The following is a 16,092-nucleotide window of genomic DNA, read 5'->3' as shown; positions in this document are numbered from 1 at the left end:
CGACACCCGAAGGTGCGCAGCAGTCTTACGCGTGCTCGCCGAGCACCGACACCGTGATGTCCGTCACCACGTCGGTGTGCAGCGCCACTTGCACCGGATGGTCACCCACAATCTTCAGCGGACCTTGCGACAGGCGCACCTGTGCTTTCTCGACGTCAAAGCCTTGCTGCTTGAGCGCGACGGCGATGTCCTGATTCGTGACCGAGCCGAACAGACGACCATCGACACCCGACTTCTGCGTAATCTGCAGCGTCAGGCCGGCCAGCTTCTCGCCTTGGGCCTGCGCGGCGGCCAGCTTGTCGGCCGCGACCTTCTCGAGTTCCGCACGGCGCACTTCGAATTCGGCGATTGCGTCCTTCGTCGCACGGCGAGCCTTGCGCTGCGGAATCAGGAAGTTACGCGCGTAGCCGTCCTTGACCTTGACGATGTCGCCCAGATTACCGAGGTTGACAACCTTTTCCAACAGAATAACTTGCATTCGAATTCTCCTTGATCGACGCCGGCTTAGGCCTTGTGCAGGTCCGTGTACGGCAGCAGCGCGAGGAAGCGCGCCCGCTTGATCGCCGTGTCGAGCTGGCGTTGATAGTGAGCCTTCGTGCCAGTCAGGCGCGCCGGCGTGATCTTGCCGTTTTCGCCAATAAAGTCCTTCAGCGTCTCGATATCCTTGTAGTCGATATACTCGACGCCGGCTGCCGTGAAGCGGCAGAACTTCTTGCGCTTGAACAGCGGGTTCTGTTGCTGGCGACGCTTGTCAAATTTCTTACCAGTGGGACGAGCCATGATCAGTCCTTTTCTATATCCTGCAATGCTGTGATGTGAAATACCAGGGTTTTCGCGTTACGGTGTCTTCGGGCCAGAAAACCGTCGAAATGCGCGTGAACGCCCAATCCGCACGCCGCCACCTTGCCGCTAACGTCGCCGGCGGCCAACGCCGGAATCGTCAACTCGACGCGGCGGCTGACACCCGCCTCGACAACTTCCGACTCGTGCCGCAATACGCAATTGACGATCGGCACGCCGGCTGGCGTATAACGCACCGGATCGCGCTCGATAACGCTCGCCACGAGCTGCAACCGGTTCGACATGCGCGCGTGACGGCTTGCGCCTGTTCCCTGATATTGCCCGCTACGTTACGCCTGCGCTTCGGAAGCTTGCGGCTGTGCAGCCGCCTTCTTCGCTTCCTCACGCTGCACTTCCTTCATCATCGGCGACGGGCCGGTCTCGGCTTTTTTCATCTTGACGATCAAGTGGCGCAGCACCGCGTCGTTGAACTTGAACGCATGTTCCAGTTCGTCGAGCGTGGCCTGGTCACATTCGATGTTCATGCAGACGTAGTGCGCCTTCGCGAGCTTTTCGATCATGTAAGCCAACTGACGGCGGCCCCAGTCCTCGATACGGTGGATCTGGCCACCGTGGCTGGTGATCGTTGACTTGTACTTCTCGATCATTGCGGGCACCTGCTCGCTCTGGTCGGGGTGCACGATGAACGTGATTTCATAGTGACGCATAGACACTCCTTATGGATAGAAGCCACCCGAGCGTCGAACCGGTGTGGCAAGCGAGAAACGCGCAATTTTAGCCTAACTGCCCCGCATGCGCAATCAGCGCTTGGGTTTCTGACGCAATTTCAATAGGTTATCGCCGGTCGTGTCGTGTCGTGTCGTGTCGTGTCGTGTCGGGTCGGGTCGGGTCGTGTCGGGTCGTGTCGGGTCGGGTCGTGTCGTGTCGGGCCGGGCTGGGCTGTCGGCCATTCAGCCTAATCACGCACCGGCATCGGGCTTGCCATCAAGGCCCGGTTGGGCAGCGCTCACTGGCTCGGTCCGCGCAAGTGAAGTGGGGCCGCACCAGACAACCTGCGGACCCGACTACAAAGCTCAGACGACGACACGGCGCGCGCCATGATTCAGCGATTGCAACTGGCTGCGCACGTCAGGGCTCACCGGGTTGTCTTCCATGTTCAGCGAAGCAAGCCTGTAGGCACGCCTGTGTAGTACGCCGATCAACCGTAACGCGCCTTCGTCGTCGATCTCCGTGTCCGTCAGGTCCAACGACCTCAACCTGCAGTTTGCGAGCCCCAATGGGACGCCCAGATGTTCGACACCCTGCGCGCCGATAGCGTTAGAAGACAGGTTTAGTGACGTGACTTTACAATTCGGATTGGCTAGCGCCCGGCTCACCAGCTCAACCCCTCGGTGGTCGATTGCATTGAACGCAAGATTCAGCGACACAACCTTGCAATTTGCATCGCTGATCGCGCGGGCGATATGCTCTGCCCCGTCGTTGCCGATTGTATTGCTGCCGAGCCCAAGCGACACTAGCTTGCAATTGGGATGACTTAACAGATCGGCCACCTGCTTGGCGCCGTCAGCGCCGATCTGATTGCCCTGCAAATCCAGCGACGTGAGTTGACAACCTGCGTTGCCCAGCGCACGGCCCAAGTGTTCCGCACCTTGCGCACTCATACCATTGGATCCGACGTCAAGTGACGTCAGCTTGCAATTTGAATCAGTCAGCGCGCGCGCGATGTGCCGCACACCGCCATCCGCGATATTATTTTGTCTCAGGCTGAGCCCGACGAGCTTGCAATGTGGGTTGGCGAGCGCCTGCCCAATATGCTCGGCGCCCGCTTCACCGATGCGATTGTTGCCCAAATCCAGCGCCGTCAGACTGCCGCCGGGGTGGGTCAGCGCCGCGCACAGGGACTCAATACTGCGATCGCTGACGCCATTGTCGCGTAGACTCAGCATCGTGAGACCACAACGCTGGTTGGACAACATACGGGCCAAATGCGCAACACCTTCGTCATGGATGTGATTACTGCTCAGGTTCAGCGACACAAGCTTGCAAGCGGGATCGCCCAATACACGACTCAGTTGCGCCGCACTGGCTTCCTGCAGCAAATTGCGTCCCAGGTCGAGCGACTCAAGCTTGCAGTGTTCGTTAGCCAACGCTTGGATCACCGGCGCGGCGCCTTCGTCACCGGTCCGATTGGCGTACAAGCTCAGCGACTTCAACTTGCCATTCGGGTTGGTCAGCGCCCGCCCGAGATGTTGGGCACCTCGCCTGGAAATGCGGCAATGGTTTAGGTTCAACGACGTGAGTTGGCAGTTCGGATCACATAATGCGTCCGCCAGAAACTTCATGCTTTTTGCACTGATCGGATTGTGGCTTAGAACCAGCGAAGTGATCGTACAATCTGGACTACGTAGCAAATCAGTCAACCGTTGAACTTTTAATTCTCCGATGCAGCCTTTTTCGATGCAACCGTCACCAAAGCTCAACGCCTTAATCCGCGGATAACGCTGCTGTTGAATGTCTTTCAGCACCGTACCCATCTCGGACGCGTTCGAGACCGTTATGGAGCGCGTCATCGCGTCGGCGATCGCCATCAGTCGAGTATTTTTCGACCGCTGGAACGGCTGCAGCACATCGTGTCCGCCGACGCTCGCAATGTGATACAAAATCTCTGTTGGCAAGGCAGTCAACGAGCGCGGTTTTGATGACACGTTGCGCAGTGGCTTTTGCGCCAACACGCCACACCATTCGGCCGGCTCATGAGCGCGCGGCAACCCGTTGAGCAGGGAAGCAATGGGCCGCTCGGCGGCGCTGACCGACCCGCGACGCGTCTGCGGCAAGACAGCGGCATGGCTGTCGCCTTCAGCGTTCTGGGCGTGGCTCACGTGACTGATCTTACTGACCATAATAGCCTCCGTTGATAGGGCAGCTATGCAAGAAGCGGGAGCAGCAACCCATGCTCCGCCGATGCGAGCGGCTATTCGTCAGCCGTGGCCGGCGATTCGCTAGGTTTGCTTTGTCTGGCTGCATGCATTGCGCCTGTGCTGGCCGAACCGGTTGAGCCAGGCCCGAGTGCATGTCACCCATGCCCGGGCCGACCTTTGTCAAAGTACCGCAATGGCCGGCCCATCATCGTCGCTACGCGAACTTAGGACAGCACCAGCGACAGCAGCCACGCGCCGCCCGCACCGATAGACGGTGATTAGGATTACATATTGGATCGCGCGCAACAGGATCATCGATCGGTGCAGCACCGGCTAATCATCAGTACTGGTTGAACAGGCTCTGCAGCATCGCAGGCTCGCTCCAGCCGTGCGCGAGCGCGAGCATCAGCAGCACGCGTGCTTTGTACGGGTTCAGCGTGCCAGCGCTAACCAGGCCCAGCGCGTCATCCGGCGCAGCGCCGTTGCGCATCACATGCCCAGAGCCGACGCGCGACGAGCGCACTACCGCGACGCCGCGTGCACGCGCATCGGCCAGTGCCTGCTGCAACGTCGCGTGAATCGAACCATTGCCGGTTCCAGCCACGACGATGCCGCGCACGCCGGCGTCGACCAGCGCGTCAACCACCACCCGCGACGCGCCGGCATGACTGACGACAACCTGGACCGCCGGCAGCGTATGCTGTATATCGATGGCATCGAGCTTGAACACCGATTCAACCGTATGCGCACGTGTCACGCGCCGCTGGAATTCAACCCGCCCATCCTGAACCCAGCCCAGTACCCCACTTTCCGGCGACGCGAATGCGTCGACCGCATACGTGCTGACCTTCGTGATATCACGCGCGCCATGGATCCGGTTCGCGAACGCGACCAGCACGCCGTGCGACGCCGCACCCGGATACGCGGCGAGCGTCACCGCATTGAACACATTCAGGGGTCCGTCGGCCGACAACGCGGTAAACGGCCGCATCGCTGCGGTCAGCACGACCGGCTTCGTGCTCATCACGGTCAAGTGCAGCCAATACGCGGTCTCCTCCAGCGTATCGGTGCCATGCACGATCACAAGCCCATCGATGTCGTCCCGCGCGAGCAATGCATTGACACGGCGCGTCAGCACGATCCACAGCGCATCGTCGATGTCTTTGCTGTCGATGCTGACCACCTGCTCCGCACGGATTGTCGCAACGCTGTCCAGCCCCGGCACGGCAGCCAGCAGCCGGTCCACGCCAACCACGCCGGCCTTGTAGCCGACGGTCTGGGCCGCGTCGGCCGCCTCGCCGGCGATCGTGCCACCGGTCGCCAGTACGGCGACCGTGGGCTGTCTGCGGTACCCCGCCTCCAGGCTCATGCCCGTCTCCGATGCGCCGCGTCCACGCTTATTCGAGCCCCTGGCTGGCAAGGAACTCGTCGTAGCGGCCATTGAAGTCGACGATTTTGCCGTCCGGGCGGACCTCGATGATTCGGTCCGCCAGGCCATTAACGAATTCACGGTCGTGCGACACGAAGATCAGCGTGCCTTCGTATCTCTCGAGCGCGATCTGCAGCGACTCGATCGACTCCATGTCCATGTGGTTCGTCGGCTCGTCCAGCAGCAACACGTTGTGCCGGCCGAGCATCAGCTTGCCCCACAGCATTCGCCCTTTTTCGCCGCCAGAGAGCACCTTGACGGACTTCTTCACGTCGTCACCAGAAAACAGCAGACGCCCGAGCGTGCCGCGCACCATCGTCTCGTCGTCGCCCTCCTGACGGAACGGGTCGATCCAATCGGTCAACGTCACGTCGTCCGGAAAGGCCTCAGACGTGTCCTGCGGCATGTAGCCGACATTCGCGTTCTCGGCCCACTTCACGTGCCCATGATCCAGTGGCAGGTTGCCGAACAACGCGCGCAGCAACGTGGTCTTGCCAGCACCATTCTCACCAACGATGGCAATCTTCTCGCCCGGCTGCACGGACAAGTCCAGGTTCTGGAAGATTGTCCGGTCATATTGCTTCGTGATCTGCTCGGCAAGCACCGCGATGTTGTGCAGCTTCTTATCGAACTCGAAGCGGATGAATGGATTCTGCCGCGACGACGGCTTGAATTCCTCGATCTTGATCTTGTCGATTTGCTTGAGCCGGCTCGTCGCCTGGCGAGCCTTGGACTTGTTCGCGGAGAAGCGGCGCACAAAGTCCTGCAAATCCGCGATGCGCTCCTTGGCCTTCGCGTTTGCGGCGGCTTGCCGCTCGCGCGCCTGCGCCGACGCGAGCATGTAATCGTCGTAGTTGCCCGGGTAGATCTTCAGCGTGCCAAAGTCCATGTCTGCCATGTGCGTGCAGACTTGGTTCAAGAAGTGCCGATCGTGCGAGATGATGATCATCGTCGAATCCCGCTCGTTCAGGACGTTCTCGAGCCAGCGGATCGAATTGATGTCCAGATTGTTCGTCGGCTCGTCCAGCAGCAGCACGTCTGGGTCGGAGAACAGCGCCTGCGCCAGCAGCACACGCAGCTTCCAGCCCGGCGCGATGTTGCTCATCGGCCCGTTGTGGTCCTCGATCGCAATGCCGATGCCCAGCAGCAGTTCACCGGCGCGCGCCTCAGCCGTGTAGCCGCCGTACTCGGCGAACTTCGCTTCGAGTTCCGCGGCGCGCATGTAGTCGTCATCGGTCGCGTCCGGATTCGCATAGATCGCGTCGCGCTCACTCATCGCCTGCCACATCTCGTTGTGGCCCATCATCACGACGTCGAGCACCCGCATGTCCTCATACGCGAACTGGTCCTGGCGCAGCTTACCCAGCCGTACGTTCGGCTCGAGCATGACCGTGCCGGCGCTGGGCTCCAGGTCGCCGCCAAGGATCTTCATGAATGTTGACTTGCCGCAACCGTTCGCGCCAATCAGCCCGTAGCGGTTGCCCTCGCCGAACTTGACGGAAATATTTTCGAATAAGGGCTTGGGCCCGAATTGCATCGTAATGTTCGCGGTAGACAGCACAGGGACGTCCTCAGGGCAGGATTCGGGAGAAAACCGGATATTTTACCACCCTAGTGCCCGCGGCAGGGCCCCCCAAGCGCGGCCGGGTCGGCGCGCAGCGCGGTGGCCAGTGCAGCATCTCGATCGTCATGCCGCGCCGCGGCGCGTCGGCGACGAATGCTTGCAACGTGGCGCGCACCTCCCGATCGACGAAGTCCACCCGCTTCGCATCAATGATCAGCGTCGCGTGGTTCGGCACCTGCGCCAGGCAATGCGTGAGCGTGGCGCGTGGCCACCAGCAGGCTGACCGCGAGCCCGATGCCAATGCCCGCCAACAGGTCGGTCGCTAGCACGCCGACGATAGTCGCGACGAATGGCAACAGCCGGTCCGCGCCCTCACGGGCCGCGGTCACGAATAGTCGCGGCTTGGCTAACGTCGCGGTTTGGCTAACTTGTAGCCGGTGTGAATTAGAATTGTGACCAGGCATGCCAGTGGAATCAGGTTCAGTACACGGGTGGCGAGCACACGCTCGCCCAGCAGGCGACGCGCAATCGCAACACGTTTTCGGAACGAAGGGGATCCGAACTCATGCACTGATTTAGTGCACGGTCACCCAATGACCAAGATGACAGCCGTTCGCAGCCTGCTTGGAGTCGAAGCGCGGCCCGGCGAGACTGGGACTGGAGCGGACCGCATGACCGGGGAGTTAGCCACGCGCCACTAGCACGCGCCACTAATACTGGGCGGACAGCGACAACCGTGTACCGTCCGACAACGTCAACGTTTTGGTTTTGCCATTGATTGGTAACGATAGTTGGGTGACTTGGGTAAACGACACTGCTTTGGGACAGGCCAGCGGCTTGCCATCGACCATCACGGTCGATGTGCCCTGCACCGCGCGGCCGCTGAAGTACAGTTGCAGGTTCGCCACATGATTCTGAACGATTGGGGTGAGCCTGAGTTGGATTTGCCGGATCGGCGCGCCAGCGGCATCGACCGGCATGCCGGTTGCGCCGGGACAACGCGCCGGCACCGAGGCTGGAGCACCGGGAGCGGGCATGCGCCACGTGTAATCATCGATCTGTCCGGAGCGGACGAAGCGCGTTTGCTGCGCATTGCCATACGTTTTCGACGTCACCTTGACGGTATACTTTACCCGCGGCGCAGATGCCTCGGGCAACGGTTGCAGCTGCGCGATGGCGCTCACCGGCACGGCGGCGAGCGCCATGGGCAGCATCAATGGTCCCAGCCGCGCCACGACACGACGGATTGCTGCGCGGCATCGGATGCTCGAGCGGCTTGACATCATGTTATCGACTCCTTGCTATACATGGATGGACCTGTATCTATCAGTGTAGCGCGCATCGCGCATGCTGCGACGGGTGGCCATGCCGCGTTGCCGCTACGGGCTACACGCGCCTGACCTGAGACAAGGTTAGGCGCCACCGCCAAGCCACCGATCGTCCCAACTACACTGAGCCGGCGGCTCCCCGGTGCGCTCGGCGAGGCAAGGCAGTGCCACACGGCGAGCAGCTACAATAGCCGCTTTTGCCGCAACGCACGCGGCCCGGATCGCCGCCGATCCGCCTCGACGACCGACACCTGTAGAACGATGAACCTAGTAATCCAAAGCGCCGCGCCTCTGTCCGACGACCATCTGCGACTGCTGACCGCGCTGGCAGGCGGCACGCATGCCGAGCGCCTCGATGCGCACGCGCTGCGCGTGTGCGAGGCGAGCCCGTCGCAACGCGCCGATATCGCCACCTACTGTGGCATGCACCAGCTCGACTACGCGTATGTTCCACCGCGCCGGCTCGCGGATTTTGGCCTTGTCGCGATGGATATGGACTCGACGCTGATCACGATCGAGTGCATCGACGAGATCGCCGACTTTTGCGGTTTGAGGGCACAGGTGGCGGCCATCACCGAGGCGGCGATGCGCGGCGAGATCAAGGATTTCAATGAGAGCCTAGTGCAGCGCGTCGGTCTGCTCGCCGGCCTGGACGCCAATGTGCTCGCGAACGTGTACGAGCAGCGCTTGCGCCTGTCGCCCGGCGCACAAGCCATGCTCGACGGCGCGCGTGCCGCCGGCCTGCGAACCCTGCTGGTGTCGGGCGGCTTCACGTTCTTCACCGAGCGCCTGAAGTTTCGGCTCGGACTCGATTTCACACGAGCGAACACGCTGGAGATCGTCGACGGCAAGTTGACCGGACGCGTGGTCGGCGAAATCGTCAATGGCGACGTAAAAGCGCGCACATTGCTCGACACCTGCGCCCAACTCGGCATTGAGCCATCATGCGCGATCGCGCTCGGCGACGGCTCGAATGACTTGCCGATGATGGCATCGGCCGGTTGGTCAGTCGCGTTCCGCGCCAAGCCACTGGTGCGTGAGCGCGCCAGCTGCGCGTTCGATCACGTCGGGCTCGACGGCCTGCTGCGCCTGTTCGACTGACGCGGTGGCATGACCGGCGAGCGCGATATCGCCGGCGCGCGCTACATCATCGCAGGTGCCGCGTCAGGCTGCGCTCGATGTCGGCGCGCAAGTCGGCCTCATGCTCCAAGCCGATATAGAAACGCACCAGCACGCCACGATGCGGCCACGTACCGGTGGTACGCATCGCCGCAATGTCATACGGCATCGCGATACTGTGCGCGCCCCCCCAGCTCCAGCCGAGCGCGAATAGCTCGAGCCCCTCGACGAATGCGTCGACCTGCGCGCTCGTATAGCGTGGGTCGAACACCACCGAGAATAATCCTCCCGCACCGGTGAAATCCCGCTTCCAGTATGCGTGGCCCGGGCAGTCTTCACATGCCGGATGCAGTACCGCGGCGACCTCCGGGCGGCACTTCAACCATCCGGCGATCGCCAACGCGCTGCGCTCATGCGCGCGGTAGCGCACTTGCATCGACGGCAACCCACGCAGCACCAGCGAGCAATCGTCGGCCGACACGCCGAGGCCGACGCGCATCCGGGCCCGCTTCATCGCCAGGTACAAGTCGTGGTCCGCCGTGATCGTCGCGCCCATCAGCACGTCGCTGCCGCCAGACTGGTACTTGGTCAGCGCTTGCACCGAGATGTCGACCCCATGCTCGAACGGCTTGAACACGAGACCAGCCGAATAAGTATTGTCGAGCGCCGTCACGATGCCGCGCTCGCGCGCGAGTGCCGTGATGGCGGGCACGTCCGGCACTTCCATCGTTATAGACCCGGGCGCCTCCAGCCAGATCAGTTTCGTATTCGGCCGCAGCAGCGCGGCTATTCCCGAGCCGACCATCGGATCGTAATAGCGAACCGTGATCCCGAAATCCTGCGCGAGCCAGTCGCCATGGTCGCGATTGGGGGAATAAACGTTGTCCGGAACCAGCACGTCGTCGCCCGCCTTCACGAATGCGAAATAGACGTTCGAGATCGCCGACAGGCCGGAGGGCTGCAGCAATGCATAACGCCCGCCTTCGATCGCTGCGATGCGCTGCTGCAAGGCTACCGATGTTGGCGTCGCGTGCAGGCCATAGCGCCACTGCGCATCATTGCGCCAGTCCAGCGCGCGCATCGCCGCCAGGTCCGGGAATATCACAGTCGATGCCCGTGCGGTCGGCACCGAGAACGATTCAAAGCCGGGCTGCACAGGCGCGGCGGGATGAAGCAACTCGGTTTGCGGGTCGCGCGCTGCGCCGGCGGGCGCAGCGGAGAAATCCTTTGTCATCGTTTCAACCTCCTTGTTCATCGGCCTGTTGTCAGGTTCGACACGCCGCCAACGTGGTGCGACGGCACGCCGATGACAGCCCCATGGATCGGAGAACGCGCGCCGCGCGCGGCCGCGTCGGACGGTTGCAACTCGAACGGTTGCGGCTCGGAATCGTCCGGATTCATCCGCTCGCCCTGGATGCTGCCGTCCACGGCCACCTTGCCGACCCAGTTGCCCGTAATGTGTGTGCCGTCGTCCGATTCCTCGATCTGCAACGTGCCGTTGTCTAAATCGCCGGCCACGAGAATGACGCCGACAGCACCGTCGAGGAAGCGGTATTCGCCGTGCACGCCGGTCGGGTCATCGGACTTCGCGCCCAAGCGCATTTCGATGGGCCGCGCGCCGAGCGTGCCGGTGTACAGCGGAAAGTCCGCGTATTGTGGATTAGGCTTGAGCGGCAACTCAGGCGGCGCCAGCGCGCGTACGGCCGCCCGTGATGCACCATCATCCGCGTCGGTGGCGCTGCTACGCGGCTGTGGCGCGCCGCAGGCCGACAACGCGAGCAAAATCACACAGGTAATCGAAATACAAGCAATGGGCTTCATCGGCATGTGTCAGAAAAGTGGCGTTATCAGTATATCGGCGCAAGCGAGTATGATCCGGGTTTTGCCGCCGCGCACGGCGGCAAGGACCGTACAGGCATTGCTTCGAGGAATCGCAATGGCAGCTTTTAAGCGCGCGGCGGGCATCGCCGCCATCGTTTCGGCGAGCACGGTGCTCGCTGCCTGCAGTTCATGGTCGATCCCGTTCGCGCACCGCGAGCCCACCGCGCCGGACCTTGCGCCGGCGAGCCGTTCGGCAGATAACATGGTGCGGCTGGATGCGTCGATGCGCTCCGGCTGTGACAGCGTGCAGAATATCGAGAAGCCCTCCGACGCGGCGCCGACGCCCGGTAAGCCGCAGCGCTGGATCGCGCACACGTGCACCGGGGACATTTCATACGATATCGTCGCGACACAGACCGACCATGGACCTGTCGTCAAGGTGCTGCCGGTCAAGGGGCCGCTGAACAAGCCAATCAATCCCCGCTTCAAGCCGGCGCTGCCCGAGGACGAATAGTGCTCAGACGTCGCCCCACAGGTCGTGCCCGTCCGCACCGGTGATTCTAACGTTGACAAAATCGCCGACCTTATAGCGCCGCGATGCCTTGCTGGCCGGCGACACGTAGACCACGCCGTCGATTTCTGGCGCGTCCGCCGCTGAACGCCCGATGCCCCCGTCGGCGTTGACTTCATCGATCAGCACCTTCAGCGTCTTGCCGACCTTGCGCTTTAAGCGCTCGGCGGAGACCGACTCGGCGACCGCCATGAATCTCGCACGCCTGGCCTCGCGCACGTCGTCCGGCAGCGCACCATCGAGTTCATTCGCGCTTGCCCCTTCGACAGGGGAATAGGCGAAACAGCCGACCCGGTCCAGTTGCGCCTCGCGGATAAAATCTAGTAACACTTCGAACTGCGCTTCGGTTTCTCCCGGAAAGCCGGCGATGAACGTGCTGCGTATCGTCAGGTCCGGGCACGCTTCACGCCATGCCCGCACGCGCTCCAGCGTTTTTTCCGCGTTCGCGGGCCGCTTCATCCGCCGGAGCACCTGCGGATCGGCATGTTGCAACGGCACGTCCAGGTACGGCAGCAGGTGGCTGCGATACGGGCCGTCGGCCATCAGCGGCACGATTTCATCGACGCTCGGATACGGATACACGTAGTGCAGCCGCACCCATGCGCCATACTGGGCGGCCAGTTCGCCGAGCGCCGCGGCAAGCTCGTTCATTCGCGTCCTCAGCGGGCGGCCGTTCCAAAAGCCGGTGCGGAACTTCACATCGACGCCATACGCGCTCGTGTCCTGCGAGATCACCAGCAGTTCCTTAACGCCGGACTTGAACAGGTTCTCGGCTTCAAGCATCACTTCCGCGACTGGACGCGAGACGAGATCGCCGCGCATCGACGGGATGATGCAGAACGTACAGCGGTGATTACACCCCTCGGAGATCTTCAGGTATGCATAGTGTTTCGGCGTGAGCTTGATACCAGCCGCTGGCACTAGATCGACAAACGGATCGTGCGGCTTGGGCAAATGCGCATGGACGGCCTGCATCACTTCACCGAGTGCATGCGGGCCAGTCACGGCGAGCACCTTCGGGTGAACCTGCTCAATCAGACCCGTGCCGCTCGCGTTCTTTTTCGCACCCAGGCAGCCGGTGACAATGACCTTGCCATTCTCGGCCAGTGCTTCACCGATTGCGTCAAGGCTTTCCTGCACGGCCTCATCGATAAAGCCGCATGTATTGACGACGACCAAATCGGCACCGTCATAGGTACCGCAGATCTGATAGCCTTCCGCGCGCAGTTGCGTGATGATCTGCTCAGAATCGACAAGCGCCTTTGGACAGCCGAGGCTGACCATGCCGACTTTGGGCGCGCAATCCGGCTTGACCTTTGCTTCGTGATGGCTTTTCACTAATGTACCGTACTGGTGAGGGTTTCTAGCGCCGTGCGCCGACAAAGCAACATTTTACCGTGCCGGACACAGTCACCTCCTCAGAAGGCTTCGAGTTCCGCTGTGACCACGGCGAGCCGCTGCGCGTGACGTTTGCCCGTGTTCGGAATACGTCGACACAACCGGCCACTTCATTCTTGACACAGCCGCTGCCGAAGATTGATAGACGTCGTTCGTGTGATAGCCGCCGCCTGTAGAGGCGCAATGTAGCACAGCGCCGGAACGGTACGCGCCCGGCGCCCACTCAGCATGCGATCCGATCCCCGCGCGGCGGGCGATCGGGCACCCATCGGCGGGCGATTCGGCACCCGTCCAGCGATTGATCCAGCACCCGCTCGGCGCGCGCTCCGGCACCCGCCCGGCATACGAGCCGGCACCCGTCCAGCGGGCGGTCCAGCACCCATCGGCATACGAGCCGGCACCCGCCCGGCGGCCGATCGAGTACCGGTGGAAAGCGCCACCCAGCGCACTGGCGCCGACTATTTCTTATCACCGCCGGTCGATGACGTGCCGCCACCCGGCGCAAACGGAAAGCTGCTAAACAGGATTTTGGCCTGGTTCTGCATTTGCTCTTGCATCTGCACAAACATGTTCTTCGACTGTTCGATGTAGCTGGTCATCATGCCTTGCATCATCGGCGCTTGCATGTTCATGAACTGCGACCAGATTTCCGGATTCAGCGCATTGTTGTCGTACAGTCCTTTTGATTGCTCGGCAAACTTATTCTGGATGTCGATGAACGCCTGAATATTTTTTTCCAGGTACGCTCCCATCAAGCCTTGCATCGCGTGACCATAGAAACGAATGATTTGCGACAGCATCGATGACGAGAACATTGGCACCCCGCCGCTTTCCTCCTCAAGGATAATCTGCAGCAAGATACTGCGCGTCAGGTCCTCGTTGGACTTGGCGTCGACCACCTTGAACGCTTCCTGATCCAGCACGAGTTGCTTCACGTCGCTCAACGTAATGTACGTGCTCGTCTCGGTATCGTAAAGCCGACGGTTCGGATATTTTTTGATCAAACGTTCGGCAGGTTTCTTTGTAGTCGTCATGTCACGCCTTCAAGGACGAGAATGCAGACGTGCCATCCTCGACGGACAGCATGCCCCTTGTTCTGCGATGCCTGCGCGGCGCGCGTGGGGTCGCGCGCGCCACACACGCATCACCCCATATGCAGACCACCGTTCAGGGAGAAGTCCGCACCTGTCGCAAAGCCCGATTCGTCCGATGCGAGCCACGAGACAATCGATGCAATTTCCTCCGGCGCGCCGAGGCGCTTGACCGGAATGGTCGCGATGATTTTCTCGAGCACGTCTTGACGAATTGCCTTGACCATATCGGTGCCGATGTAGCCCGGCGACACAGTATTAACGGTCACGCCCCTGGTCGCCACCTCTTGCGCGAGTGCCATCGTGAAACCATGGATGCCGGCCTTGGCCGTCGAGTAGTTCGTCTGCCCGAACTGCCCTTTTTGGCCGTTCACCGACGAGATATTGATCACTCGTCCCCAACCACGCTCGACCATACCGTCGATGACCTGCTTCGTAACGTTGAACAGGCTCGTCAGGTTCGTATCAATCACCGCAGCCCAGTCCTCGACAGTCATCTTGCGGAACACCACGTCACGCGTGATGCCCGCGTTGTTAACCAGCACGTCGATATCACCGACTTCGGCCTTGACTTTGTCGAACGCCGCTTTGGTTGAGCCCCAATCGCCGACATTGCCCTCGGACGCGATGAACTCGAAGCCCAATGCCTTCTGGTCGTCGAGCCATTTTATGCGACGGGGCGAGTTCGGGCCACACCCAGCCACCACGCGAAATCCGTCGCGGTGCAGCCGCTGGCAGATCGCGGTGCCAATGCCGCCCATCCCTCCTGTTACGTATGCAATGCGCGGTGTCATCTGTCACGTCCTCCGATATTGATTTTATTGCTTGTGCCAATGCCGCTCAGTCACGTTCGACCGCGAGTGCGACGCCCATGCCACCACCGATGCACAACGACGCTAGACCGCGCTTCGCGTCGCGCCGGCGCATTTCATGCAACAGGGTAACCAGAATACGCGCACCGGAAGCACCAATCGGATGGCCGATAGCGATCGCGCCGCCATTCACGTTGACCTTCGACACGTCCCAGCCCATTGCTTGATGGACCGCCAGCGCCTGCGCGGCAAACGCCTCGTTGATCTCCATCAGGTCCAAGTCGGCAACCGACCAGCCTGCGCGCTCTAGGCAGCGACGCGAGGCGGGCACCGGCCCCATGCCCATCATCTTCGGGTCAACCCCCGCGCTCGCGTACGCCTTGATCCGGGCCAGCGGCTTCAAGCCGAGTGCTTCAGCCTTCTTCGCCGACATCACGACAAGCGCCGCCGCGCCGTCATTGATGCCCGATGCATTCGCCGCGGTGACCGTGCCTTCCGTTGAAAACGCCGGCTTCAGCCCGGCCAGCGATTCTGCGGTCACGCCGTGGCGCACAAATTCGTCGACCGCAAAGCGCACCGGCTCGCCCGTCTTCTGCGGGATATCGATCGGCACGATCTCGTCGTCGAAGCGGCCAGCCTTCTGCGCGGCCTCAGCCTTGTTCTGCGACAGCGCAGCGAACTGGTCCTGTGCCTCGCGCGTCATGCCGTACTCTTGTGCGATGTTCTCGGCGGTGATGCCCATATGGTACTGGTTGTAGACGTCCCATAAGCCGTCAACAATCATGCTATCGATCAGCTTCGCATCCCCCATCCGGAAGCCGTCACGCGATCTGGGCAGCACGTGCGGCGCGGCGCTCATATTCTCCTGGCCACCGGCGACCACGATCTGCGCGTCGCCGGCGATCACCGCGTTGGCGGCCAGCATCACCGCCTGCAGGCCGGAGCCGCAGACCTTGTTGATCGTCATTGCCGGCACGGCAGTGGGCAGCCCGGCGTTGATCAGCGCCTGGCGCGCCGGATTTTGGCCGGAGCCGGCGGTCAGCACCTGCCCCAGGATCACGTCGCTGACTTGCTCCGGCTTCACGCCGCCCCGCTCCAGGGCGGCCCGGATCACCGTTGCGCCAAGCTCAGGCGCGGGAATGTGCGCCAGCGAGCCACCGAATTTGCCAACCGCGGTACGGACGGCGGACACGATCACAACGTCAGTCATTCACTTTCCTTTTTCAAAACCTTCATCCGC

General features: G+C 61.9%; 18 protein-coding genes. 2 read left to right on the top strand and 16 right to left on the bottom strand.

Annotated elements, in window-relative coordinates; genetic code table 11:
• Positions 1-25: 25 nt before the first annotated feature.
• The 10 genes from rplI to IHE30_RS13885 form a co-directional block, all read right to left on the bottom strand.
• Positions 26-478 (bottom strand): 50S ribosomal protein L9, encoded by a 453-nt coding sequence (rplI, locus tag IHE30_RS13930; RefSeq protein ID WP_337691449.1) that lies wholly within the window; start codon positions 476-478, stop codon positions 26-28.
• A gap of 26 nt (positions 479-504) precedes the next feature.
• Positions 505-780, bottom strand: coding sequence for a 30S ribosomal protein S18 (gene rpsR / locus IHE30_RS13925; protein WP_076785003.1), 276 nt, complete (start codon positions 778-780; stop codon positions 505-507).
• Between the two features lie 2 nt (positions 781-782).
• A complete protein-coding gene (priB, locus tag IHE30_RS13920) occupies positions 783-1,085 on the bottom strand; it encodes a primosomal replication protein N (protein WP_337691444.1) in 303 nt (100 codons plus the stop codon).
• Between the two features lie 45 nt (positions 1,086-1,130).
• Positions 1,131-1,508, bottom strand: coding sequence for a 30S ribosomal protein S6 (rpsF, locus tag IHE30_RS13915; protein WP_041753437.1), 378 nt, complete (start codon positions 1,506-1,508; stop codon positions 1,131-1,133).
• Between the two features lie 366 nt (positions 1,509-1,874).
• Entirely contained in the window at positions 1,875-3,701 is a 1,827-nt protein-coding gene (locus IHE30_RS13910; RefSeq protein ID WP_337691439.1) for a hypothetical protein, read from the bottom strand.
• Positions 3,702-4,059: 358 nt separating this feature from the next.
• Entirely contained in the window at positions 4,060-5,160 is a 1,101-nt protein-coding gene (locus tag IHE30_RS13905) for an asparaginase (protein ID WP_443193678.1), read from the bottom strand.
• Positions 5,117-6,709 carry an ABC-F family ATPase gene (locus IHE30_RS13900; RefSeq protein ID WP_337691434.1) on the bottom strand — a complete coding sequence of 531 codons (1,593 nt, stop codon included), beginning with the start codon at positions 6,707-6,709 and terminating at the stop codon, positions 5,117-5,119. The genes IHE30_RS13905 and IHE30_RS13900 overlap by 44 nt, the downstream gene beginning before the upstream one ends.
• 10 nt (positions 6,710-6,719) lie before the next feature.
• Positions 6,720-6,947, bottom strand: coding sequence for a hypothetical protein (locus IHE30_RS13895; protein WP_337691432.1), 228 nt, complete (start codon positions 6,945-6,947; stop codon positions 6,720-6,722).
• Positions 6,919-7,176, bottom strand: a complete 258-nt coding sequence (locus IHE30_RS13890) for a hypothetical protein (RefSeq protein WP_337691431.1) — start codon at positions 7,174-7,176, stop codon at positions 6,919-6,921. The genes IHE30_RS13895 and IHE30_RS13890 overlap by 29 nt, the downstream gene beginning before the upstream one ends.
• 246 nt (positions 7,177-7,422) lie before the next feature.
• Entirely contained in the window at positions 7,423-7,998 is a 576-nt protein-coding gene (locus IHE30_RS13885; RefSeq protein ID WP_337691429.1) for a DUF6013 family protein, read from the bottom strand.
• 303 nt (positions 7,999-8,301) lie between these two features.
• Here IHE30_RS13885 and serB point away from each other — a divergent pair, with 303 nt between their 5' ends.
• Positions 8,302-9,141: a phosphoserine phosphatase SerB gene (gene serB, locus IHE30_RS13880; RefSeq protein ID WP_337691428.1), complete on the top strand. Its 840-nt coding sequence runs from the start codon at positions 8,302-8,304 to the stop codon at positions 9,139-9,141.
• A 46-nt stretch (positions 9,142-9,187) separates the two neighbouring features.
• On the opposite strand, the gene IHE30_RS13875 is transcribed toward serB, so the two are convergent.
• Both IHE30_RS13875 and IHE30_RS13870 read right to left on the bottom strand, forming a co-directional pair.
• On the bottom strand, positions 9,188-10,393 hold the full coding sequence (locus IHE30_RS13875; protein ID WP_337691427.1) for a cystathionine beta-lyase: 1,206 nt from the start codon (positions 10,391-10,393) through the stop codon (positions 9,188-9,190).
• 17 nt (positions 10,394-10,410) lie between these two features.
• Positions 10,411-10,986, bottom strand: coding sequence for a hypothetical protein (locus IHE30_RS13870; RefSeq protein ID WP_337691424.1), 576 nt, complete (start codon positions 10,984-10,986; stop codon positions 10,411-10,413).
• Positions 10,987-11,095: 109 nt separating this feature from the next.
• On the opposite strand from IHE30_RS13870, the gene IHE30_RS13865 reads away from it, so the two are divergent.
• Positions 11,096-11,494, top strand: coding sequence for a hypothetical protein (locus tag IHE30_RS13865; protein WP_337691423.1), 399 nt, complete (start codon positions 11,096-11,098; stop codon positions 11,492-11,494).
• Positions 11,495-11,497: 3 nt separating this feature from the next.
• Here IHE30_RS13865 and rimO read toward each other — a convergent pair whose 3' ends face one another.
• The 4 genes from rimO to IHE30_RS13845 all read right to left on the bottom strand — a co-directional run bounded on the left by rimO (position 11,498) and on the right by IHE30_RS13845 (position 16,062).
• Positions 11,498-12,835, bottom strand: a complete 1,338-nt coding sequence (gene rimO / locus IHE30_RS13860) for a 30S ribosomal protein S12 methylthiotransferase RimO (protein ID WP_337691482.1) — start codon at positions 12,833-12,835, stop codon at positions 11,498-11,500.
• Positions 12,836-13,407: 572 nt separating this feature from the next.
• Positions 13,408-13,983, bottom strand: a complete 576-nt coding sequence (gene phaR / locus IHE30_RS13855) for a polyhydroxyalkanoate synthesis repressor PhaR (protein ID WP_337691420.1) — start codon at positions 13,981-13,983, stop codon at positions 13,408-13,410.
• Positions 13,984-14,093: 110 nt separating this feature from the next.
• Entirely contained in the window at positions 14,094-14,834 is a 741-nt protein-coding gene (locus IHE30_RS13850; protein WP_337691419.1) for a 3-ketoacyl-ACP reductase, read from the bottom strand.
• A gap of 46 nt (positions 14,835-14,880) precedes the next feature.
• Positions 14,881-16,062 (bottom strand): acetyl-CoA C-acetyltransferase, encoded by a 1,182-nt coding sequence (locus IHE30_RS13845; protein ID WP_337691417.1) that lies wholly within the window; start codon positions 16,060-16,062, stop codon positions 14,881-14,883.
• Positions 16,063-16,092 lie beyond the last annotated feature (30 nt).

Origin of the sequence: Mycetohabitans sp. B46 (assembly GCF_037389205.1) — a bacterium.
GTDB lineage: Bacteria > Pseudomonadota > Gammaproteobacteria > Burkholderiales > Burkholderiaceae > Mycetohabitans.
Note: the sequence above shows the minus strand (reverse complement) of the source record. Positions and strands in the feature narration are given on the sequence as shown.